This window comes from Streptomyces spirodelae, from assembly GCF_017676385.1.
Lineage (GTDB): Bacteria > Actinomycetota > Actinomycetes > Streptomycetales > Streptomycetaceae > Streptomyces > Streptomyces spirodelae.
Map to the genome: position 1 here is coordinate 98,524 of NZ_JAFFZN010000025.1, position 23,398 is coordinate 121,921.

Below are 23,398 nucleotides of genomic sequence, written 5' to 3' on the forward strand. Positions count from 1 at the left end.
TCCGTTGAGGTGATCTTGCCGCCGCTCAACGAATGGTTGAGCCGCGGCGGAGGCTTCGATCGTCCGTTCATGAACAAAACGAGTCGGTTGATGGGTGACACCCTCCTGTGTGGCTGAAAGCATGGCTTGCCTGAAAGAAACCGACTCTCTCGACAGAGAGTATCGGCGGAGAAGAAAACAGGTTTCGAGCCACGGTTCTGTGGACAAGCGCTGATATTGAATTCCGCTTTCTGGTGCGGCCGACGAAAAGTACGAGCGCGACAGTGCAACAGCCGTACGGTCTGTCTGCCCGGCGGGTGACGTAGTTCGAGTCACATAAGAATTCAGAGCGCGACTTCTATCGGCTACGGCCGGTACACGAGTTCAAGCGTCATGGGGGAACAACGCTGTGGACATTGACATACTCGGTCCGCTGTCCGTCTCTTGCGAGGGGCGCACCGTCGCGGTGCGTGCCAGCAAGGTCCGCGCCATGCTGGCCACGCTGGCGCTGGAGCCAGGGCATGTCGTCTCGCACGTGGAACTGGCCGACGAACTGTGGGCGGGGCACCCGGTCGGGAATCCCCGTAACGCGCTGCAGGCGCACGCCACGCGTGTCCGTAAAGTGCTGGGCCAGCCCGCAGGGGACGCCACAATCCTGCGCGCCGTACCCAACGGTTATCTTCTGAATGTGTCCCGGGACCGCGTTGACGGAAACAGGTTTCTCGACCACGCGGTGCGGGGCGCGGACGCCCTTCCCGGCGAACCGGAACTCGCGCTCCGGCATTTGGAATCCGCCCTCGCACTGTGGCGCGGGCCCGCATTGCTCGACGCCGGGGACGGCCTCCGGTGCCGCAGCGCGGGAGCGCTCTTCGAGGAACGGCGGCTGACCGTCTGGGAGGACCTGGCGAGCGCCCGGCTGATTGTGGGCGACGAGTCCCGGGCGATCGCCGAGCTGCGCCAGCTCGCCGCTCAGTACCCGCTGCGCGAGCGCTTCTGCGAACTGCTGATGCTCGCCCTGTACCGGACCGGCCGGCAGAGCGACGCTCTGGAGCTCTTCCGCCTCACCCAGCGGCGCCTCGACGAGGAACTGGGCATCCAGCCCGCGGCACCGCTGCAGCGCAGGCACGCGGAGATCCTCGCGCACGACCCCTCGCTCGGCCACCCCAGAGCGCTGTGGGGGCACCGGGAGCGTGGGCGCGACGGATTGCCGACGGGCTGAGACCGGATGACCACCCCCGACGAGGAACAGGAGCGGCCCGGCATGCACGCGGGACGGGGCAGCAGCACCGGCGAGGACCAGGCGGGAACCGCACCCGAGGCGATCGCCGTCGTGGGCATCGCGGCGCTCTACCCGACGGCCCGAGGGGTGGCCGACTACTGGCGGCTGCTCACCGAGGGGACAGCGCGTGACGCCGCGGCCATGCCACAGGACGCCCCCGACACCCCAGAAGCCCCGGACACCCCGGCCTCCCCCGAGAGCCTGGCCGATATCGAGGTCGACGTCGCCCGGTTCGGTATCCCGCCGGCCCAGGCGCCCTCCATGGCCCGGATGCAGCTCCTCATGCTGGAGGCGGCGCGGCAGTGCCTGGACGACGCGGGGTACGGGCAGCGGCCGTTGCCCTCCGACCGCACTGACGTGGTGACCGGCACCTGCTTCGGGCTCGACCGGCAGTACGCCAACGCCCTGCGGGTGGCCAGCAGCTGGTATGCGCGCGATCTGGAGCGGGTGATGGACTCCGCCGAGCACCCCGATCTCGGCGGAGCCGCAGCCCGTGCCGCGGAGGAACTCCGCTCCGCCGCGTTGCGGCACCTGGGTGCCTCGCCCCACGACCGGATAGGTGAGATGGCGAGCACGATCCCGGCCAGGGTGGCGGCGGCGTTCGGCCTGCGCGGCCGGACTCTGGCGTTGGAGTCGGCCGACGCCACCTCCTACCTGGGCATCGCTCACGCGATGGACAGCCTTCGCAGCGAGGTCACGGACGCCGTACTGGTGCTGGCAGGCCAGTGCCGCGAGGGCCGCTTTCCCGCCCGTGCCCTGGCGGCCAAGGGGCTGTCCGCCGCCGGATCCGGCCACCCGGACGGCGATCCGGCCGTCGCCGACAGCCGCCCCGCTGTCGGCGAAGGAGTGGGAGGGCTGCTGCTCAAACGGCTGTCCTCGGCCCAGCGCGACGGCGACCGCATCTACGCGACGCTGCTGGACTGCACCCTCCAGCAGGACGCGCGCCCCGGTGTGTTCCGCTACCCGACCTCGGCCGAGCTGTACCGGCGGACCGCCGCCGCGAGTCGGCGGCGTTCGGGTGTGCCGGCGGCCCGCGTCCAGTACGTGGAGTACACCGGGAGCGGTCCGGAGGGCGAGCCCGGGGCCTGGGCCGGCCTCGCGGACGGTGCGGCAGCCCCCATACCCGCCGGCACCGTCAGGGACCGGCTGGGGCACACCTTCGCCAATGCCGGGGTGGCCGCCGTCAGCAAGGTCGCGCTGGCGCTCCACCACCGGCGGCTGCCGCCGCTGCGTACGGACGCCGGTGCGCGCCCGCAGTTCCCGCTCGCGGAGGGACCGTTCCGCGCGGTTGGGGAGACGCCGTTCCGTGGCGTCGCGGAGGCGGAGGAGTGGCAGCGGCCCGCGGACGGCGGACCCCGCCTCGCCGTGGTCACCGGCGCCTCGCTGACCGGCACCGTGTGCCACCTGGTCGTTCAGGAACACCGGGGCACCGGGGGTATCCGGGCGCCGGAGCAGTCCGCGGGGCACCAGGGGGACGCGGGGCCGGTGAGGCGTACGGGACAGGGTGTGGCCGGCTCGGGGCGGACGGCGGCCGGTCCCGAGCCGATCGCCGTCGTGGGGTTCGGCGGGCGGTTCGCCGACGCGGCCGACGCCGACGCCTTCTGGGCCGCGACGCTGTCCGGCCGGGACCGTATCCGGCCGGTTCCCGGGGAGCTGCTCGACCGGGAGCTCTACCACAGCCCGGAAGCGCTCGGCCTCAACCGCAGCTACGCCGAGCAGGGCGCTCCGATGCCCGTACCCGGCGCACCGCCGCCCGGGGTGCGTATCCCGCCGAGCCGGTACCAGGCACTGGACGCGGCACAGCGGGTCGGACTGGCCGTGGCCGGGGAGCTCTTCGCCCGCAGGGGGGCGCCGGCCGGGACCCTCACCGGGACCGGGCTCGTGGCCGTGGGCAGCAATCTGGGCCTCTCCCGGGAGCGGCAGCTGAACACGGTGCTGTGCCTGGATGTGCTCGAGGACCTGGTGCGCTCCCTCGACACGCTCGCCCCGTGGTCCCGGGAGGAGGTGGAGCCCCTGCTGAAGTCGGTCCGTGAGCTGTACGGCGAGCCGGGGCCCGTCGATTCCCCGGTGGCGCTCGACGGCTGCCTGGCCAGCGGTGTGGCGGCGCTCATCGCGAACGAGTACGGGCTGGCCGCCGTCCCCGTCGCGGTGGAGGCCGCCTGCGCTTCCTCGCTCGCCGCCGTGGACATGGCGGTCAGCCGGCTGCGGACGGGCGGCGCGGACTACGCTCTCGCCGGCGGCGTCGAACTGCCCTGCAACGCACGCGACATGATCCTCTGCTCGGCGCTGGGGCTGCTCTCGCACGGCAAGATCACCCCCTTCGACCTGGCGGCCGACGGCTTCAGCCCGGGTGACGGCTGCGCGCTCTTCCTTCTGAAGCGGTACGACGACGCCAGACGCGACGGCGATCCGATCCTCGGTCTGCTGCGCGGCGTGGGAGGGTCGAACGACGCCAAGTCCCTGATCGCGCCCGATGCGGCAGGCCAGTCGCGCGCCATGCGGCAGGCTTTCGAGCAGGTCGACTTCGCCCCAGGTGCCGTCGACTACGTGGAGGCGCACGGAACCGGCACCCGGGTGGGCGACCGGGTGGAGGCCGCCGCCATGGCAGAGGTCTACGCGAGCCCGGAGCGCGGGGCCCCTCTGGAGATCGGTTCGGCCAAATCCTTCTTCGGGCACACCTTCGCGGCCGCCGGCGCCGCGGGACTGCTGCGGGCGCTGCTGGCCGTCGGCGCACGCACCCTTCCACCCAACGCCAACCTGCGGAAGGTGGACCCCGGGCTGGAACTCGATCTGATCCCCGCCCGCGTCTGCGGCGAAGCGCGGCCCTGGCGCACGGAGCCGGGCCGGCCGCGGCGTGCGGGCGTCAGCTCCTTCGGTACCGGCGGCATCAACTATCACCTGCTCCTAGAGGAGTACACGGACAGCCATGGACTTTGACCTCTCACCGGAAACGGAAGAGATGCGCGACATGGTCGTGCGTTTCGCCCAGCGTGAGCTCACCACGCCTGCCGAGTTCGACACCGAGGACTTCCGCCGCCGTTGGCGCTCGGCAGGACAGCAGGGGCTCGTCGGCAGCTGCGTCCCTCGTGCCTACGGCGGCAGCGGCCTCGACGCGGTCGAGGCCGCTGCGACGATGGAGGCCCTCGGGTTCGGCTGCGAGGACACCGGTTTCGCGTTCTCCGTCGCCGCGCACCTGTTCGCCGCCGTGATGCCCGTCGTGGAGTTCGGTACCGAGGAGCAGAAGAAGCGCTGGCTCCCCGCGCTCGGTTCGGGGGAGCTCATAGCGGCGCACTGCATCACGGAGCCGGAGGCGGGCTCCGACACCCTGCGGCTGCGGACACGTGCCACGCGGGACGGCGCCGGCTACCGGCTCGACGGCCACAAGTGCTTCACCACCAACTCCCCGGTGGCCGACCTGTTCATCGTGCAGGCCGCCACCGACCCGGGCGGCGGCTTCTTCGGGCTGACCACCTTCGTCGTCGAGGCGGGCACCCCGGGGCTGAGCGTGGGGCAGCGCTACGACAAGGTCGGACTGCGCGGCTCGCCCATGGCGGACGTCTACTTCGACGGCTGCGTGGTGCCCGACACGCAGGTGCTGGGCGCCGAGGGATCAGGCGCCGCCATCTTCTCCTGTTCGATGAAGTGGGAGCGCACCTGTCTGTTCGCGGCCTACCTGGGAGCCATGAAGCGGGTACTGGATTCCACGGTCGCGCACGTCAGGGAGCGCGAGCAGTTCGGCACGCCGATCGGTGCCTTTCAAGCCGTCAGCCACCGCGTCGTCGACATGATGGCGCGCCACGAGGCGGCCAGGCTGCTGCTGTACAAGGCGGCCCGGGGGCTGGCCGACGGCACCGACGACGAGATCGGCCCCGCGCTGGCGAAGATCGCGGTGAGCGAGGCGGCGGTGCAACTGGGTCTGGACGCGGTGCAGTTGCGGGGCGCGCTGGGTGTCCTGGACGGCGAGGCCGAATGCCTTCTGCGTGATGCCCTGCCCGCCAGGATCTTTTCCGGAACGAACGAGATCCAGAAGAACAATGTGGCCCGCGCGCTCGGTCTCAACCCTCCTCGGCGCAGCGCCAAGCGCCGGTGAAGCCGCGGCGCCGGCCTGTGTGCGGGGCCGTCGCGCAGGAAGAGAAAGGGAACGGAATGGACATCATCATTCACCGCATCCGACTGCGGGACGGGGTCGACCGGGCCACGTTCGAATCATGGGTGCGGGAGACGGACTACGCCACCTGCCCTTTGCTGCCCAGTGTCCTCTCCTTCGATGTGCAGCGGGCCGAGGCCGATACCGCCGCGGCCTTCCACTACTTCGAGGTGATCTCGGTCAGCAGCCGCGAGGACTTCCGCAGGGATATGGAAGGAGACACCTTCCACGGGCTGGCGGCCGAGTTCGAGAAGCTGGCGACCGTCGTGGACGAGCTGGCGGGCGAGCGGCTGGAGCCCGGCTACCGCGCGGCGTGAGGGCCACAGGGCGGGCCGTGCGGCGCTGTCGCCCGCTCCGGGCGGGGCGACACCCCGCGGCCCGCTCCGGGCCCTGCGGCCCCGCTCCGCTGCGGGCGGCAGCGCGGCCGCGGGTAGCTCAGCGGCGGGTGACCTTCTGCTCGATCGTGTTGATGAGCCCGGTCTCGTAGGCGACGGCGACGGCCTGCGCGCGTGACCGCACACTGAGCTTGTGCAGCACATTATGGACGTGAGAGCGAATGGTGGCACTGGAGACCGACAGTTTCTCGGCGATCTCGTCGTTGGCCATTCCCTGGGCCAGGAGCAGCAACACCTCGTTCTCCCGTCCGGTCAAGGTGTTTGCTGCGGGGGGTAAGCAGCAGGAGCGCGCCATCATTTCCACGGATTTCCGTGCGGCGACCGGCACCACAATCGCATCCACTTCGACCAGAGTTCTGATCACATGAATGAGTTCTTCCACCGAGCTTTCCACGGAAATAACGGCGCGTACTCCCACGCGCAATGCCTCGAAAGCGCGGTGCATGTTTTCCGCCTTGGCGAGCATGAGGACTTTGCTCAGCCGCGCCAGGGCTGTGAGCTCATTCCGGTCGTCGACGGTGAGCACCGGGCTCACCACGACGATCACCTCGGGCGGGTCCTCGGCGGCGAGGGCCACCGCGCGCTGTACCGAGGTCTCCCCTGTGACCTGCATGTCGTGCTGCTCGAGCAGTGCACGCATGCCTTCGCACATGATGAGTTTGTCGCAGCACATCAGTATGCGGGCGCTCATGACCGACCCCCCCGGGCGAGGTGCCGAGGGGGTTGTTCGAACGCGTGTGCTTCCCGCGGGAGGGTCCGAGGCGGTTTGCCGTAAGTCCAGGTAATTGAGCGATACGTCAACAACCACACCCTCATAAGCATCCGTCCCCCGTCTGCTGGAATGCGTCACTTTAACACGGTCTGCAGGTGGTAGCCAGGGCAATGGTGGTAAGTGAATCGCGGGTAGTTGAACACTATTCAAACGCATGGGAATGGGGCAACCAGTTCCCTGACGCAACCGCATTGTGACGTGTTCTCCTGGCAAGGCGGACGGCGCGGGGGAAACGCGCGCTCTCCCCGGGCTCAACGGACGGACCGCCCCGCCGCCGGGCCGCGGATCCCGTCCCCGGCGGGCCGTCAGAGCGTCAGATGAGCCGTGGCGTCGGGACGTCTCGCCGTCGGAGCCGCCGAGTCCACGGGCCGTCCGAGGCGGCTGACGAAGAACGTCCGGCCCTCGAGGCCGAACTGGTCCCGCAACTCCTGCCTGAGATCCTCGTGCTGGACCACGACGCTCACCGGATGCAGCGCGAGCCCCGCCTCCGTCGCCGCCAGCCAGTAGTCCGCCAGCCGGGCGCCGCCGGCCAGCGCGTCGGCAGGCCCGGGCCGTGCGGCGGTGAAGCCCATGGCGACCAGGGCGGGGGTACCGGTGCGCACGGTGGCGGCGAGACCGCCGGCCAGCCGGTGGTGATAGCCCAGCCGACACAGTGGCAGCAGCACCCGGGGATGGAGCAGCACACGCTTGGCCAGGTGCCGGACGGGGGAGAGGGGACCGAAGAGCTGCGGCAGTGTGAAACCGTCTCCCTCGGACTCGGCGTGTGCGGGGCTCCAGCGCAGATAGGAGTGGGTCTCCCGCCACGCCCGTGGGTGGCTGAAGTCCCGCCCGGCTCTCCGGGCGCAGAACGCGGCGAACTCCGCGCACTGGTCACGGCTCGTCAGATGCTGGACGACCACCGCGTCCGGTTGCGGCTGTGCGACGGGCCGGGCGGTCTCCAGGGCGTCGAGGAGACCGGCAGCGAGCGGCTCCGTGCGGTAAGGGCCGCGCCGGGTACGGCGGTCGCGGGCGAGCGCGTGCAGGTCCTCGAACCGTTCGCCGGACCCCTCGCCGTACCGCACGGCCGCCACGCACAGCGGCGACCACTCCGGCGGCCAGCCCCGGACGGGCAGGGCACAACCGTTGCTGGAGACCTCCATCCGGGAGGGGACCCAGCCCTGCGCCGCGAGTCCGCGCAACAGTGTCCGCCAGTAGGCGCCGCAGCTCACCCGCATCTCCACGGCGTGGGCCGGCAGGGCCACCAGTTCGCGGCGTCGGTCCAGGGCGAGCACCAGGTACTCCTCGTCCCGCCCGCACGCGCGGCCCAGCAGCGCGGCCGCGGCTTCCCGCGCGTCCTCGCTGACCAGCCGGGCCAGGCCCCAGGGCTGACAGTTGTGCGACGAAGGACCGAGGCCGGCCACCGCGGCAGCGCCGGCGAGAGCCTCACCGAAACGCCGCTCCAGCTCGGGCGCCACAGGGCCCGTCGGCTGCATGCTTCCTCCCTAGGTGCTCACCACGGCCAGGAAATACCCGTCGATCTCGAACGCCCAGCTCTCCTCGAGCCCGTCGGCCGCGGCGGGCGCGTGCCGGAGCAGCCCGGAGCGGGCCCGCCAGGAGAAGCGGCCGTCGGGCCGCCACCCGGTCAGTGCCACCTCGCAGGCGTCGACCCGGAGCCCGAAGCCGTAGTGTTTGAGCACGGCCTCCTTGCACGCCCAGCGCAACGGCAGCGGCATCCCCGCCAGGAGCCGCTGCCCGGGCTCCGTCGGATGCGGTTCGCCCTCGGCGAGCAGCAACTCGGCGAGCAGCGGCGGAACTTCCCGCCGGTGCTCCAGATCGACGCCGACCGCGTGCGGACCGCAGACGGCCACCGCCAGGCCGGCCGAGTGGGACAGCCCCACCTCGACCGGCGCGTCCACCACCGGCTTTCCCGCCCGCATGCCGCCTGTCACGGTGTCGACGCGGATGTGGCGGCTGCTGACGAGCCTGCCCCAGTGCCGCAACTGGTGGGCGCAGACGCTGTGTTTGAGCGCGAGCCGCCCCGCGAGCCACTCGCACCGCCGCTGTCGCAGCGGCAGCGAGGCCACGTACGCGGCCTCGTGCGCGGACAGATGACGCGATGCCAGCCGCTCCTGCATCGCGTCCCCGGCCGCGTCCAGCCAGGCGATGGACACCACCGCCAGGGTCAGCCGCCGCGCGAGATGGTACACGCGCAGCGGCGAGCCCGGGTCGAGTGCGATGCCCAGGGCCGCGCCGGTGGCTGGGCGCGGCGGTGCGAGGGCGCGGGGCGGGGCGTCAGCGGTCGACATCGGGCGGCAGCAGGAACGGGTAGGGGCGGCGCAGTGCCCGGTGCCAGAACCGGTCGGCCTTACGGAGCCGCTGGATGAGGGCCCACGCACGCGCGTCGGACCGGTAGTAGTCGGCGACCTCCTGCTCGCTGAGGGGCACCTCGAGCCGCGCGTTGGCCTGTTCGAGGAAGCCGGGTATCAGCCCGCTCAGGCGCTCCTTGTGCAGGTTGCCGAGGAAGTCGAGGACCACGCCGCGCGTCGAATAGAACTTGTCGAAGATCGATCTGGCCGTGGCGATACGGACGATGTCGCGCACCAGCCAGGGGAGCGAGGCGAAGAACAGCCGCACATCGAGCAGTTCGCGTCCCGAGGCGTCCCGCATCAGCGGAGAGGTCACATCGATGTAGAGCAGCTCGCCGTCCAGGTCGACCCAGTTGGACGCCTGCGCGTCCAGCCCGAGGGTGGGGGAGACGGCCCCGTCGACCTGGTCCAGGAACCGGGCGAAGAAGTCCGAGGCCCACGCCTCGCTCTCGCTGTGCAGGAGGTTGGAGCACAGCCGCTTGCGGGGCAGTGTCTCCTGGACGCAGTAGCCGACGATCCCGCCCCCCGGCCGCCGCTGGTGCCACAGCCGGGTCTCGGCGACCCGGACACCTCCCTGGCGCAGCCGCCGCAGATACGTCCACAGGGTCTGCTCGTAGTCGCGGAACCGGGCACTGTCGGGGAAGACCGGGAGACGCTTGCAGGCGAAGGAACCTCTCGCGGACTCCAGTTCCAGCACCAGGGTCACCTCGCCGTAGCCCAGCAGGTTCAGCGTGGAGTCGTCACTGGTCCTGAGCGCTGTCTGCACGCGCTCTTCCAGGGAGCCGAGATCGCTGTCAGGGACGGTGAACGTCATGGCGGCGCCACCTCCTTCCGGTCGGGCACGGCATCAACTGCCGGGCGTGAAGATCAGGACCGCGTTCTGGCCGCCGAAGCCGAACGAGTTGCTCATGGCGACCTCGACCTTCTCCTCGCGCGGTTCGCCGGTCACGATGTCCAGTTCGAGCGCCGGGTCCTGGTGCCGGAGGTTGGCGGTCGGCGGGATCGTGGACCGCTCCACGGCCAGCACCGTCAAGGCCGCCTCGATCGCGCCGGCCGCGCCGAGGGTGTGGCCGAGCACCCCCTTGGTGGAGGTGACCGCAGCGCCGTCACCGGTCAGCCGGCGCAGCATCCGCGCCTCGACGGCGTCGTTCAGCGGCGTCGAGGTGCCGTGCGCGTTGACGTGCCGGATCTCGTGCGGACCGGCCCCGGCCTGACCCAGAGCGGTGTGCACGGCCCGCAGCACGCTGGCGCCCTCCGGCTCGGGCGCGGTGATGTGGTGCGCGTCGGCCGAGGCGCCGTAACCGGCCAGCCGCGCCCGGACCCGGGCACCGCGGGCTGCCGCGTCCGCTTCCCGTTCCAGCACGAGGATGCCGCTGCCCTCGCCGATGACGAATCCGTCGCGGTCCTGGTCGAAGGGGCGGGAGGCGGCCTCCGGCTCGTCCACCCGACGCGAGAGCGCTCCCATCTGGTTGAAGCCGGTGACCATCAGCGGTGTCACGTTCGCCTCGGTGCCGCCCGCAAGCACGACGTCGCACGAGCCGTCGCGCAGCAGGCTCGCCGCGGTGCCGATCGCCGTACCGCCCGAGGCGCAGGCCGTCGCGGTCACGAAGTTGGGCCCGGTGGCCCGCAGATCGATCGCCAGGTGGCCCGCCACCATGTTGGGCACCAGCATCGGCAGCAGCAGCGCCGAGACCGACTCCGGGCCGCTCTCCAGCAGCCGGCGGTGCTGGGTCTCCATGGTGCCGATACCGCCGAGTCCGCAGCCCACCACCACGCCGACCCGGGCCCCGTCCCAGGTGTCCGGGTCGAGTCCGCAGTCGGCGACGGCTTCGCGGGCGGCGACGATCGCCAGCTGGATGAAGCGGTCGTGCATCAAGGGGCTGCGCCTGCCGACGTGCCGCGCCGGGTCAAGTCCCGGCACCGTGCACGAGATGTCGACGGGGAGTCCTTCGAGGCGGGGGTCCCTCGCCGCCGCCGAGCGGCCCCGGCAGACGCCCTCCCAGGTCTCCTCCACCCCGATGCCGGCCGCTGTGACCAGCCCCAGCCCGGTGACGGCGACGGGTGAGGGGGCTGTCACTGCGCCGTGGCCTTGGTCTGGTCCTCCAGGAGCCGCGCCACATGGCCGATGGTGTCGGTCAGCGTCGCGGCGTCGTCGTCGAGTTTCACATCGAATTCCGACTGGATCACCAGCAGGAATTCGACGAGGAAGAGGGAGTCCATCTTGAGCTCTTCGAAAGTGGCTTCGGGGGTGATCTTTCCTCGGTCCACGGCGAAGTGATTGACGAGTATGTCAACCAGTTTCTCGTACATGGCACTCATGACTGTGTCTTCCCTTCTGAGGAACAGACCGACCGACTCGTCGTGTCGACGCGTCCCGAATGTGCGGTACCGCGCCGGTACCGCACCGCGTGAAATGCGCTGTGACGCGTTGCGGCAACTATGCGGTCGCCGGCTGACCGTGCGCTGACCGATGCCTGACGGGACGAGGGGTCAGCAATCGGTCAGCGCGCCGTCAGTCCTGACTCATACGTTGCGAGCGACCGAAGCCCACGGGCTGTCATCCACGGGGAGGAGCACGCGGTGGTTCCCTGCCGTCGTCTTACGTCTCGGCCACGTCCAGCGCCTCGTCAAAGGATTCGTACCGGTAGCCGTCCAGCGGGCAGCGCCCGGTGACCCGCGCGGCCGTACTGGCCGGCATCGGCGCCTGCCTGCCGCGCAGACTCGTCACCAACGAGGAGCTCGCCGCGCGGCTGAACAGCTCGGACGAGTGGGTGCGTTCGCGGACCGGGATCAGGCAGCGGTACGTGGCGGAAGAGGGCGTGCTCACCTCCGACCTGGCCGTCGGCGCCGGCTCCAGGGCGCTGAAGTCCTCCGGCGATCCGCACGTCGACGCCCTGGTCGTGGCCACCACGACGCCGGACCGCCCGTGTCCGGCGACGGCGCCCACCGTGGCGGGCAAGCTGGGCCTGGGGCACGCGGCGGCCTACGACGTCTCCGCCGTGTGCTCCGGATTCCTCTACGCGCTGGCCTCAGCCGCCGGACTCATCGCCACCGGTGTCGCCGAGCGCGCGCTGGTGATCGGCGCGGAGACCTTCTCCCGCATCCTCAACCCGGCCGACCGCTCCACCTCGGTGATCTTCGGTGACGGAGCCGGCGCCGTGGTGCTGCGCGCGGGCAGCCCGCATGAGGACGGAGCGCTGGGCCCTTTCGACCTGGGCAGCGACGGCGAAGGGGTGGAGCTCATCACCGTGCCGGCCGGCGGCCCCCCGCCCGGCGGCGCCCACCCTGACCCGGTACCCGACGACTACTACTTCACCATGCAGGGCAAGAAGGTCTTCTGGCTGGCGGTGCAGCGGATGGGCCAGAGCGCCCAGTCGGTTCTGGACCGTACCGGGTGGCGGGTCGAGGACGTGGACCATCTCGTCGCCCACCAGGCCAACCACCGGATCACCCGACGGCTGGCCGACGAGATCGGGCTCCCGCGCGAGCGGGCCGTCAGCAATATCGCCGAGGTCGGCAACACCGCAGCGGCCTCCATCCCCCTGGCACTCGCCCACGCGCACGCCGAGGGCGTGCTGACGTCCGGCGACCGTGTGCTGCTGACCGCGTTCGGCGGCGGCCTGACGTGGGGCGCGACGACGCTCACCTGGCCCGCTGTCGAACGGAGCTGACCGACGGACCGTGAGCAGCGCTGCCGGACAGGCACGCCACGGCGACCGAACCGAGGACGGCAATGACACCTCAGAAACTCATCAGCGACTACATCGTCGATGTCTGGATGGACGGCGACGCCGAGAGCCTGGAACCGGACACCCCGCTCACCGAACTCAACATCATCGACTCGATGGGAATCTTCGACCTCGTCGGATTCCTCCAGCGTGAATTCTCCATCACGGTCCCCATTCAGGAGGTCACGCTGAAGAACTTCCGTTCCGTGCGCACCATTTCCGCGCTGGTCGGCCGGCTGCGCCAGGACGAGGGGGGAAATGCCGCATGACGGAGACCGGTGCAGAACATTCCGACCTCGCGCGCCTGCACGAGCAAGTGGTGGAAATCGTCGCCGAGCGCACTCTGTACGACGAGTCCTACCTGCTGCCCGACAGCCATTTCGAGGCGGACCTGGGCATCGACTCGGTCATCCTGGAGTCGATCCTCGCCGCGGTGAAAGAGCACTTCGGTCTGCGCGACAGGCTGAGCGGGCAGGTGACCACCCTCCGCGAACTGGTCGCCGCCGTCGCCGCCGAACTGGAACAGGGCGCTGCCGGGGCGGCCTGGGCCGACGGCCCAGACGCCATCCTGACGGCCCTCCTGTCGGCGGCGCAGCGTCAGACGCAGTACCGGCCGGAACAACTCGGCCTCGACGCCCACCTGGAACGGGACCTGGGCATCGACTCGGTGATCCTGACCTCCGTCGTGGCGGAGGTGGCGCAGTCCTTCGGGGCGCCGGAAACAGTGCCCGGTTTCGGCGAGGCCACCACGCTCCGGGAGCTGGCCGACCGGCTGAGCGCGGCCTGGTCCCAGCACACCCCCCGCACCATGGCCCCCCGCACCGTGGCCCCCCGACCGGAACCGGTACAGGCGGCGCAGGCCGAGGCGTCCCCGGCCCCGGACCTGCCCGCACCGGACGGGGACGCGCAGCGGCAGCCGGTACCCGACGCGGCCGCGGACGGGTGGGACGGCCGCTCGATGAAGGACTTCGTGGAGCAGCGCGACCCCGACATCTTCGCCAAGGCCCGCACCTTCGGCACCTATCTGCGCGGCCGCGAGGCGGACCAGCTCTACTGGTACGGCATGCCGCTGCACTCCCGCTGCGAGAACCGCGCGGTGATCTTCGACGAACTGGCCGGCCGCAAGCGCGAGTTCCTGATGTTCGCCTCGAACAACTACCTCGGCCTCGCCAACCACCCCAGGGTGATCGAAGCCGTCTGCGACGCCACCCGCGCCTACGGAGCGACACACACCGGATCGCGGTTCATCGGCGGGACCAACATGCTCCACAAGGAGCTGGAACGCCGCCTGGCCGCCTTCAAGCAGCGCCCGGCCTGCATCGTCTACCCGGGCGGCTACTCCGCCAATCTGGGCGCCATCTCGGCCCTGGTCAAAAGCTACGACACGCTCGTCGTCGACAAGCTCAACCACATGAGCATCGTCGACGGCGCCAAGCTCTCCGGCGCCGGCCGCAGGATCTACCAGCACAACGACATGGCGGATCTCGAACGCGTGCTCAAACGCGGCGCCGACTCGCCCGGCGGCACCCTCATCGTCGCCGACGGGGTCTTCAGCATGCACGGCGACATCTGCGACCTGCCCGGCATCGTTGGGCTGGCCAAGACGTACGGCGCCCGCGTGATGATCGACGACGCCCATGCGACCGGCGTCCTGGGCGCCCGTGGCTCCGGTACCACCGAGCACTTCAACCTCAAGGGCGAGGTCGATCTGGAACTCGGCACCATGAGCAAGGCACTGGCCGGCATGGGCGGGTTCGTCGTCGGTGACGAGGAAGTCGTCGAGTACCTCCGCTTCTACTCGAACTCCTACGTCTTCGCGGCCAACATCCCCGCCGGAGTCGCGGCCGGACTGATCGCCTCGATCGATGTCATGGAGGCGGAGCCGGAGCGGGTCAAGCGCCTGTGGACGAACATCGGCGCGCTCCGCGAACGACTGCTGGAGGCCGGGTTCGACCTGGAGAACTCCGAGAGCGCCATCCTGCCCATCCGCATCGGTGACGAGCGGCTGGCGATGGAGATGGGCCGCGCGGTACGGGCCCGGGGCCTGTACTGCCAGACCGTGGTCTTCCCCGGCGTACCGCTCGGGGACGCCCGGCTGCGGGTCAGCGTGACCTGCGAGCACACCCCGGAGGATCTCGAACTCGCCGCGGACATCTTCCTCGACGCGGCCCGCGAGACCGGCGTGCTGCGGGCCGACCGGTGAGCGCACAGGAGGCAAGGACGATGGACGCACACCCCACCGTGATCCGGCTGCCCCGCGACCTGTCCGCCGAGCAGGCCGAGCGGCCGGCGTTCGTGGGAGCCCAACCGGTCAGCTACGCCGAGTTCACCGCTCGCGTCGACGCCCTCTCGGTCCGCCTGCTCGACCTGGCCGTACGGCCGGGGGACCGGATCGCCGTCTGGATGGACAAGCAGCCCCGCTACGCGGAGGCGGTCTTCGCCGCGCTGGACGTCGGCTGCGCCTACGTACCGCTCGACGGCGGCCAGCCCAGCCAGCGGGTGCTGACCATCCTGGCCGATGCCGAACCGACCGTCCTGTTCACCGACCAGCGCCACCTGGCGGCCCTCGACGGCGGCCGACTGCCGTCCTCCCTCACGATGATCGTCGTCGACGGTGCCGCGTCACCCGCCACGATCTCCGGCGTTCCCGTCCGGTCGTGGACCGACTTCGCGGGCGGCGCCGCGGGCCGGATCACCCTGCTGCCCTCGCTCCGGTCGACGGACCTGGCCGCGATCCTCTACACCTCCGGCTCCACGGGCGCACCCAAGGGCGTGCGGATCTCTCACCGCAACCTCGCCAACTTCATCGGCTGGGCCCGCGAGGAGCTCGACGTCGGCCCCGACGACGTGTTCGCCAACCACGCCTCGTTCAACTTCGACCTGAGCACCTTCGACCTGTTCACCGCGCTCACCGTGGGTGCCGCCGTGTGGATCGTCGGCGACTCGGCGGCCCGGGACGTGTCCGCGCTCGCGGCCGGCATCCGCGAACACGGCGTCACCGTGTGGTACTCCGTCCCCTCCATCCTCGGCCTGCTCACCGCCTCCGGCGCGCTCACCCGGGAAGGGGCGGGCTCGCTGCGCTATGTGCTGTTCGCCGGCGAGGTCTTCCCCGTACCCCGGCTCCGGGAGCTGGCGGCGCTGCTGCCCGAGGACACCGCGCTGTACAACCTCTACGGGCCGACCGAGACCAACGTCTGCACCTTCCACCGGGTCAGGCCGCAGGATCTGCGACGCGAGACGCCCGTCCCCATCGGCGGTCCGATCACCGGCGCCCGGCTCGACGTCGTCGACGACTACGGGGCCCCGGTCACCGAGCCCGGCGTGATCGGACATCTGGTCGTCGGGGGCGCCTGCGTCACCCCCGGCTACTGGCGCCGTACCACCGATCCGGCGACCGCCTTCCACTGCGCCGGGCAGCACCCCACCGGCGACCTGGTCAGCTACGAGGACGACGGCCTGCTGGTGTACCGGGGCCGCGAGGACCGCATGGTCAAGGTCTCCGGCTACCGGATCGAACTCGGTGAGATCGAGGCGGCCGTCCAGCAGCACCCGGACATCGCGGACGCAGCGGTGCTCCTCACCGGAGAGGGACCGCAGGCACGCCTCGCCCTCTACTACACGCTGCACCCCGGAGCGCCCAAGCCGAGCCTGGTGCGGATCAAGCAGCACTGCGCACGGCGCCTGCCGACCTACATGCTGCCGCACTCGGCGACCTGTCTCGATCAACTGCCGCGCAACGCCAACGGCAAGGCCGACTACCGCCGGCTGGCGCACGGCCCGGCCCAGTCCACAGCGGCGCCCACCGGCGCGGCTCGACAGTGACGGAGCGGACGACTGTGACTCCAGATTCTCTCGAGGCGCATTGGCAAGGAGCCGAGCCGACGACCGTCGCCGGGCTGCTGCGGCGGCGCCTCGAACTGGCTCCGCACGCGGTCGCCTACCGCTTTCTGACCGACACCGCCGGCGCCGAGGAGTCGTGGGACCACACCCGGCTCGACCGGCGCGCCCGCGCTGTCGCTGCGTACCTCCAGCGCGCACAGCTGGGGGGCCGGCCGGTGCTTCTGCTCCACCCCCCGGGGCTCGACTACATCGCCGCGTTCTTCGGCTGCCTGTACGCGGGAGCCGTCGCGGTGCCCGCCTACCCGCCCCAGAACGCCAAGTTCGGCCAGACCATGCAGCGCCTGGCCGCCATCGCCCATGACTCGGGGGCCGACCACGCCCTCACCACCCGCGAGGTACGGGAAGCCGCACACGGCAACCGCGCCGAGCTCGCCGCACTCGGCCTGGACCGGCTGACCTGGCTGACCGAGGAGGAACTGAGCACGGCCGAGGCCAACGAGTGGGAGGAGCCCGGCACCAACGGCGACTCACTCGCCTTCCTGCAGTACACCTCCGGGTCGACCGCCACGCCCAAGGGCGTCATGGTCAGCAACGGCAACCTGGTGCGGAACCTGCGCTCCTCCCATCTAAGGCTGGAACTCGACGACGGCTCCGGCATGGTCTCCTGGCTGCCGCCCTACCACGACATGGGCCTCATCGGGGGCCTGCTCACCCCCATGTACGGGGGGTTCACCGCGCACCTCATGGCCCCGATGACCTTTGTGCAGCGGCCGCTGCTGTGGCTGGAGACCCTCTCCCGCACCCGCGCCTCGATGAGCGTGTCGCCCAACTTCGGCTTCGAGCAGTGCCTCCGCCGCGTCAGCCCGCAGGAGCGTGACGCCTTGGACCTGAGCCACTGGCGGCTGGCGCTGAACGGAGCCGAGCCGGTGCGGGCCGAGACGCTGGAGCGCTTCGCCGACTACTTCGCCCCGGCCGGATTCGACCGCCGCGCCCTGCTGCCCTGCTACGGACTGGCCGAAGCCACCCTGATGGCCACCGGCATCGGCCCCAGCGAGCCGCCCACCGTGCAGGCGTTCGACGCCGACGCGCTCGCGGCCGGCGAGGTACGGGAGGCCGGAACCGGAACTTCTCGCCGTACCCGTGTCGTCGGCTGCGGCCCGGCGGTCCCGGACGCCCGGGTCGCTGTCGTCGACCCCGCCACGCGGCGGCGCACCGCAGTCGGACAGATCGGTGAAGTGTGGCTGTCGGGCCCGAGCGTGGCCCTCGGCTACTGGAACCGTCCCGAACTGACCGCCGAGACCTTCGACGCGCGCCTCGACGACGAACCCGGACACGCGTGGCTGCGGACCGGCGACCTGGGGTTCCAGCGGGACGGCCAGCTCTACCTTGTCGGCCGCACCAAGGACGTCGTCATCGTCCAGGGCCGCAACTTCTACCCGCACGACATGGAACTGACCGCCGAGCAGGCAACCGAGGCCGTACGCCCGGACAACGGAGCAGCCTTCGGCGTCCCCACCCCCGGCGGAGAACAGCTCGCGCTCGTCTACGAGATCGGCCGCGGCACCGACGATCCCGCCTCCGTACTGGCGCGGCTGCGCACCGCGCTCGCCGAAGAGCACCAGGTCACCCCGCACACCGTCGCGCTGGTGCGGCACTCCTCCGTGGCCAAGACAACCAGCGGCAAGATCCAGCGCCAGGCGACCCGCCGGGCCTTCCTCGACCTCGGTATGACCGTGGTCGCCGCCAGCGTCGCGCGCGAGGCGGAGGAACACGCGCAGGACACCGAAGCGTTCACCGCAGGGACCCCCTCCCGGCCGTCGGCGCTGTCCGGCCTGTCCGAGCAGGAGCGCCACTCCCAGGTGACGGCCCTCGTCACCGAGGCCCTGGCCGGGGCGGCCGGTTCCGCCACGGAGGAGGCCAGCGGTGACCCCGCCGAGCGGGCCGGAGAGCGCGATCTGGCGTCGCTGGGCCTCGACTACCCCCGGCTGCTGCACCTAGTGGCGGCGCTCGAGCAGCAGCTGGGGGTACACATTCCGGTCGGTGAACTGCTGGTGCGCCCGGACACCGGCACCCTGGTCGAGCTCCTGCTCGCCGGACTGGCCGACGCGGAGCGCGACAGCGCCGCACACGGCCCGACGACCGGCCCGTCCGCGGGGAAGTCCGACGGGAACCCCGACGGGACGGAACCGGACAGTGCCGAGCTCGAAGCCTGGCTGACCGAGCGGGTGGCCCGCCGGCTGGGCCTGCCGACGGAGGTGATCGACCCCACCCGGACGTTCGCCTCCCTCGGACTCGACTCCAAACAGGCCGTGGCGGTCGCCGGGGAGCTGGGCGAACTGCTCGGCCGACGGCTGCCCACCGGCGTCGTCTTCGACCACCCCACCGTGCGGGACGTCGCCACCCGTTTCGGCGCGCCCGGCACAGCACAGGCCGCGGCCGGTTCCGCGGACACGGCCGACGTGCCCACCACCGGCCGCACCGGCGCCCCCACGGCCCCCGGCGAGCCGATCGCGATCGTGGGCATCGGGTGCCGCTTTCCCGGCGCTCCCGACGTGGAGAGCTACTGGCGGCTCCTCCTCGACGGCCGGGACGCGGTGGGCGAGGTGCCCGGCGACCGGTGGAACCCGCACGCGGCACGGACCCCGGCGCAGGGCGGCTTCCTGGACCGGGTGGACGAGTTCGACGCCCGCTTCTTCGGCATCTCGGCCCGCGAAGCGCTCCGTATGGACCCGCAGCAACGGCTGCTGCTGGAGACCGCGTGGCAGACGCTGGAGGACGCGGGTATCGCACCCGCGGGGCTGGCCGGCAGCGACACCGCCGTCGTCATCGGGATGAGCAGCCAGGACTACGGGCAGCTCCAGCTCGCCCACCCGGGGTCCGCCGACGTCTACGCGGCGACCGGCAACGCACCGTCGGTCGCGGCCAACCGGCTCTCCTACTTCTTCGACCTGCGCGGCCCCAGCCTCGTCGTCGACACCGCCTGCTCCGCCTCGCTCGCCGGGGTGCATATGGCCTGCCAGAGCCTGCGCAGCGGCGAGAGCCGGCTCGCACTGGCCGGGGGAGTCAATCTGCTGCTCACCCCGGGGCTTTCGGCGGCGCTGTCCGACGGCGAGATGCTCTCCCCGGGCGGCCGGTGCCGTACCTTCGACGACGACGCCGACGGCTATGTACGCGGCGAGGGCGTCGGCCTGGTGTGCCTCAAGCCGCTCTCGGCCGCGCTGGCCGACGGCGACCGCGTGTACGCGACGATCACCGGCTCGGCGCTGGTGCACGGCGGCCGCGGCAACGGCCTCACCGCGCCGCGCGGTTCGGCGCAGCGCTCCGTCATCACCAAGGCGCTCGACCAGGCCGGGGTGACCGCCGGGCAGATCGACTACGTCGAGGCGCACGGCACGGGCACCGCGCTGGGCGACCCCGTCGAATGGGAGGCCCTCGCCGAGGTGTACGGCCGGGAGCGGCCCGCGCGGCGGCCCTGCCTGGTCGGGTCGGTCAAGACCAACATCGGGCACCTGGAGGCAGCGGCGGGCGTCGCAGGGCTGATCAAGGCCGCGCTGGTGGTCGGCCACCGCGAGGTACCGCCACTGCTCCATCTGACCACCCCGAACCGGCGCCTGGACTGGGACGGTTCAGGACTGGCCGTCCCCACCGAACGCGGCGCGCTCCCGAGCGGCGCCACAGCGCGGGCCGGTGTCAGCTCCTTCGGCTTCGGCGGCACCAACGTCCACCTGATCGTCGAGGCCCCGCCCGAAACCGCACGGGAGGAAGGGCAGGTGACCACCGCCCGCCCGGCGCACACCCTGTGTCTGTCAGCGCACACCCCCACGGCCCTCACCTCGCTCGCACACCGCTACCGCACCCATGTCGCCGCGCGGCCGGAGCTGCCACTGGCCGGCCTGTGCCATACGGCGAACACCGGCCGTACGCACCTGCCCTACCGGGCCGCGCTGACCTTCTCCACGGCCACCGAACTCGACGCGGCCCTCGACGCGCTGGCCCGGGACGAACGGTCGATGGCGGTGACCCGCGGCAGCACCGTCGAGGGCCCCGCGCCCACGACGGCCTTCCTCTTCAGCGGCCAGGGGACGCAGTACGCGGGCATGGGCCGCGAGCTGTACGCGGCGCACAGCGCCTTCGCCGGCGTGCTGGACCGTGCCGAGAAGACCGTGCGGCCGCTGCTGGGCATCTCGCTGCTCGACCTCCTCTTCGACGAGGACGGTGGCGAGCGGCTGCGGCGCACCCGGTACTGCCAGCCGGCCATGGTGGCGTTCTCCGTCGCGCTGGCGGAGCTGTGGAAGGCGCTCGGCGTGCAGCCGGCCGCCGTGCTCGGACACAGCGTCGGCGCCATCGGCGCGGCCTGCGTGGCAGGCGCCCTCTCACTTGAGGACGCGCTCGTGCTGGCCGTCGAGCGCGGCCGGCACATGGACGCACAGCCCGGCGAGGGCGAGATGATCGCGTGCGCCGGTCAGGCCGAGGTCGCGCTCGAGGTGGCGGCGCGGTTCCCGTCCCTCTCGGTGGCCGCCGTCAACACCGACCGCCATGTGGTGCTCTCCGGGCCGGCGGCGGATGTCCGTGCCGCTGGGCAGGAGCTGGAGGCCCGGCAGATCACGGTGCGCCGGCTCGCCGTCTCGCACGCCTTCCACTCCGCGATGATGGACCAGGCGGCGGCCCCGCTGCGGAAGTCCCTGGACGGCGTCGCCTTCGGACAGCCGGAGATCCCCTGGGTCTCGGACGCCACCGGCGAACGCGTCGAGCGGGTGGACGCCGACTACTGGGTACGGCACATGCTGGGCACCGTCCGGTTCGCCGACGGGTTCGCGACGCTGCGCCGGATGGGCTGCGACTCCTTCGTCGAGATCGGCCCGCACCCCACGCTGCTCTCCTCGGCGCGTGCCATGTCCCAGGACCGTCAGGCGGCGGACGGGCGGCCGCTGTGGCTGCCGTCGGCGCGCCGGGGAGCGGGCGAGTGGGCCACGCTCCTGGGCTCGCTCGGCCGTCTGCACTGCGCGGGCGGTGCCGTGGACTGGCGCGAACTCGACCGGGACGACCCGCCCGTCCGTACCCACGCGCCGCACACGGTCTTCGAGCGCGAGTCGTACTGGTTCACGCCGCCAACGGCCTCCCCGGCACCCGGCGCCGGCAACGGTTCCGCCGCCTTCCCCGCTGCTCCCGCAGCCGCTGTCCACGCTTCCCCGACCTCCGCCTTCCCCGCTTTCCCGGCATCGCCCGGCTTCCCCGGTCCGGAGGACGCCTTGCCCGACACCGCCTTCCCCCGTCCCCCGTCCCCTGCTGTGCCCTCCCCGCCCTCCCCGCCCTCCCCGCTCTCCCCGCTCTCCTCGATGTCCGGCTCCGGTGCCCCGGCCGCCGTCGGTGAGATCGTGCTGGAGAGCGTGGCCCGGGTCTGCGGCTTTCCCGCCGACCAGATACCCGCACACGCCCGGCTCGCCATGGACCTGGGCCTCGACTCGCTGATGCGCACCGACCTGCAGCGCCGGATCTCCGCCTGCTTCCCCTACGAGGCGGAGCGGCTGCGGCACAACCTGCCGGAAGACCCCACCGTGCGGGACGTGATCGACCTGCTCACCGAGGCGGGCGCGGGCCAGGGCGCGAACGCACGGCTGCCGGTGTCCCCGCAGGCCGCAGCGCAGGCGGCAGCACAGGCCGCGGCGCGAGCCGCAGCCGTGCCGACGGCACTCGCGGGCGAGCCGCCGAACCGGCAGGCGCCCGCGGTGAAGCCCGAGTACACCATCGAGGAGTGGCCGGAGTACGCGGAGCTCCAGGACCGTCTGCGGCAGACCGTCGCCCACGGTGAGAACCCCTACGGCCGTACCCACGAGGGGTTCAACTCCGGCATCGTCACCGTGGGCGGCCGTAAGGCAGTCAACTTCGCCGCCTTCAACTACCTCGCCCTCTCCCACCATCCGCGGGTACGCCAGGCCGCCAAGGAGGCGATCGACACCTACGGCACCTCCAGCTCGGCGACGCCGCTGCTCTTCGGCGAGACGCCACTGCACCACGAACTCGACGCGGAGGTCGCCTCCTTCCTGGGGACCGAGGGCGCCATCGTCTTCTCCGGAGGCCATGCCACCAATGTGGCCACGGTCGGGCACCTGTTCGGTCCGGAGGATCTGATCGTCCACGACGAGTGGAGCCACGACAGCACGGTGCGCGGCTGCATCCTCTCCGGCGCCCAGCGCAGGCCGTTCCCGCACAACGACTGGGAAGCCCTCGACCGGATCCTCGCCGCCGGCAGGTCCCGCTACCGCCGGGCGCTGGTCGTCATCGAGGGCGCTTACAGCCAGGACGGCGACATCCCTGAGCTGCCCCGCTTCGTCGAGGTCAAGCAGCGGCACGGCGCCATGCTGATGATCGACGAGGCCCACTCCCTGGGCGTGCTCGGGAACACCGGCCGCGGCGTCGGCGAGCACTTTCACATCGCGCGCGACGACGTGGACCTGTGGATGGGCACCCTCAGCAAGGCGATCGGCAGTCTCGGCGGCTATATCGCGGCGCGCCACCCGATCATCGAGTACCTCAAGTACACGGCGCCGCTGCACATCTTCTCCACCGGGATCTCGCCGGCCAACACGGCGGCGGCCTTGGAGGCGTTCCGGGTCATCCGGGACGAGCCCGAGCGGGTGGCGCGGGTGCGGCAGCTCGCGGAGCTCTTCCGCACCGGGGCCAGGGAGCGCGGCCTGGACATCGGGGTGTCCCGGGAGTCGGCGGTGATCCCGGTCATCGTCGGCGACTGGAACAAGACCATGGCGCTGTCCAACTCGCTGCTGGAGCAGGGCGTCAACGTCATGCCCATCGGCTACCCCGCAGTGCCCCGCGACGCCTGCCGCCTCCGCTTCTTCATCAACGCCGACCACAGCGAAGCCGACCTCGAACAGTCCCTCGACCTTCTGGTGTGATC

General features: G+C 71.5%; 15 protein-coding genes. 9 read left to right on the top strand and 6 right to left on the bottom strand.

Annotated features, from left to right (window positions below):
- Positions 1-388: 388 nt before the first annotated feature.
- The 4 genes from JW592_RS24585 to JW592_RS24600 are packed head-to-tail and all read left to right on the top strand — an operon-like array spanning position 389 to position 5,722.
- Positions 389-1,198, top strand: coding sequence for an AfsR/SARP family transcriptional regulator (locus JW592_RS24585; protein ID WP_209267394.1), 810 nt, complete (start codon positions 389-391; stop codon positions 1,196-1,198).
- Between the two features lie 6 nt (positions 1,199-1,204).
- Entirely contained in the window at positions 1,205-4,195 is a 2,991-nt protein-coding gene (locus JW592_RS24590; protein ID WP_229376728.1) for a beta-ketoacyl [acyl carrier protein] synthase domain-containing protein, read from the top strand.
- Positions 4,185-5,348, top strand: coding sequence for an L-prolyl-[peptidyl-carrier protein] dehydrogenase (gene redW, locus JW592_RS24595; RefSeq protein WP_209267395.1), 1,164 nt, complete (start codon positions 4,185-4,187; stop codon positions 5,346-5,348). Before JW592_RS24590 ends, redW begins: the two co-directional genes overlap by 11 nt.
- A 56-nt stretch (positions 5,349-5,404) precedes the next feature.
- Positions 5,405-5,722 carry a RedY/HapK family protein gene (locus tag JW592_RS24600; RefSeq protein WP_209267396.1) on the top strand — a complete coding sequence of 106 codons (318 nt, stop codon included), beginning with the start codon at positions 5,405-5,407 and terminating at the stop codon, positions 5,720-5,722.
- A 118-nt stretch (positions 5,723-5,840) separates the two neighbouring features.
- On the opposite strand, the gene JW592_RS24605 is transcribed toward JW592_RS24600, so the two are convergent.
- The 6 genes from JW592_RS24605 to JW592_RS24630 form a co-directional block, all read right to left on the bottom strand.
- Positions 5,841-6,491: a response regulator transcription factor gene (locus tag JW592_RS24605; protein WP_209267397.1), complete on the bottom strand. Its 651-nt coding sequence runs from the start codon at positions 6,489-6,491 to the stop codon at positions 5,841-5,843.
- Between the two features lie 386 nt (positions 6,492-6,877).
- Positions 6,878-8,044: a nitroreductase family protein gene (locus JW592_RS24610; protein ID WP_209267398.1), complete on the bottom strand. Its 1,167-nt coding sequence runs from the start codon at positions 8,042-8,044 to the stop codon at positions 6,878-6,880.
- A gap of 9 nt (positions 8,045-8,053) precedes the next feature.
- The gene (locus tag JW592_RS24615; protein ID WP_229376730.1) at positions 8,054-8,857 is read right to left on the bottom strand and encodes a 4'-phosphopantetheinyl transferase family protein; all 804 of its coding nucleotides are present in this window, start codon (positions 8,855-8,857) and stop codon (positions 8,054-8,056) included.
- A complete protein-coding gene (locus tag JW592_RS24620; RefSeq protein ID WP_209267399.1) occupies positions 8,844-9,731 on the bottom strand; it encodes a DUF6206 family protein in 888 nt (295 codons plus the stop codon). Before JW592_RS24620 ends, JW592_RS24615 begins: the two co-directional genes overlap by 14 nt.
- 33 nt (positions 9,732-9,764) lie before the next feature.
- Entirely contained in the window at positions 9,765-10,994 is a 1,230-nt protein-coding gene (locus tag JW592_RS24625; RefSeq protein ID WP_209267400.1) for a beta-ketoacyl-[acyl-carrier-protein] synthase family protein, read from the bottom strand.
- Positions 10,991-11,236, bottom strand: a complete 246-nt coding sequence (locus JW592_RS24630; protein WP_209267401.1) for an acyl carrier protein — start codon at positions 11,234-11,236, stop codon at positions 10,991-10,993. The genes JW592_RS24625 and JW592_RS24630 overlap by 4 nt, the downstream gene beginning before the upstream one ends.
- Before the next feature lie 350 nt (positions 11,237-11,586).
- Here JW592_RS24630 and JW592_RS24635 point away from each other — a divergent pair, with 350 nt between their 5' ends.
- The 5 genes from JW592_RS24635 (at position 11,587) to JW592_RS24655 (ending at position 23,396) form a co-directional block, all read left to right on the top strand.
- The gene (locus JW592_RS24635) at positions 11,587-12,588 is read left to right on the top strand and encodes a beta-ketoacyl-ACP synthase III (RefSeq protein ID WP_209267402.1); all 1,002 of its coding nucleotides are present in this window, start codon (positions 11,587-11,589) and stop codon (positions 12,586-12,588) included.
- 62 nt (positions 12,589-12,650) lie between these two features.
- Positions 12,651-12,914, top strand: a complete 264-nt coding sequence (locus tag JW592_RS24640) for an acyl carrier protein (protein WP_209267403.1) — start codon at positions 12,651-12,653, stop codon at positions 12,912-12,914.
- On the top strand, positions 12,911-14,848 hold the full coding sequence (locus JW592_RS24645) for an aminotransferase class I/II-fold pyridoxal phosphate-dependent enzyme (protein ID WP_209267404.1): 1,938 nt from the start codon (positions 12,911-12,913) through the stop codon (positions 14,846-14,848). The genes JW592_RS24640 and JW592_RS24645 overlap by 4 nt, the downstream gene beginning before the upstream one ends.
- Positions 14,849-14,868: 20 nt before the next feature.
- Complete coding sequence (locus JW592_RS24650) at positions 14,869-16,467, top strand: D-alanine--poly(phosphoribitol) ligase (RefSeq protein ID WP_209267405.1); 1,599 nt, start codon at positions 14,869-14,871, stop codon at positions 16,465-16,467.
- Positions 16,468-16,481: 14 nt separating this feature from the next.
- Positions 16,482-23,396, top strand: a complete 6,915-nt coding sequence (locus JW592_RS24655) for a type I polyketide synthase (protein ID WP_209267406.1) — start codon at positions 16,482-16,484, stop codon at positions 23,394-23,396.
- The last annotated feature ends 2 nt before the right edge of the window (positions 23,397-23,398 follow it).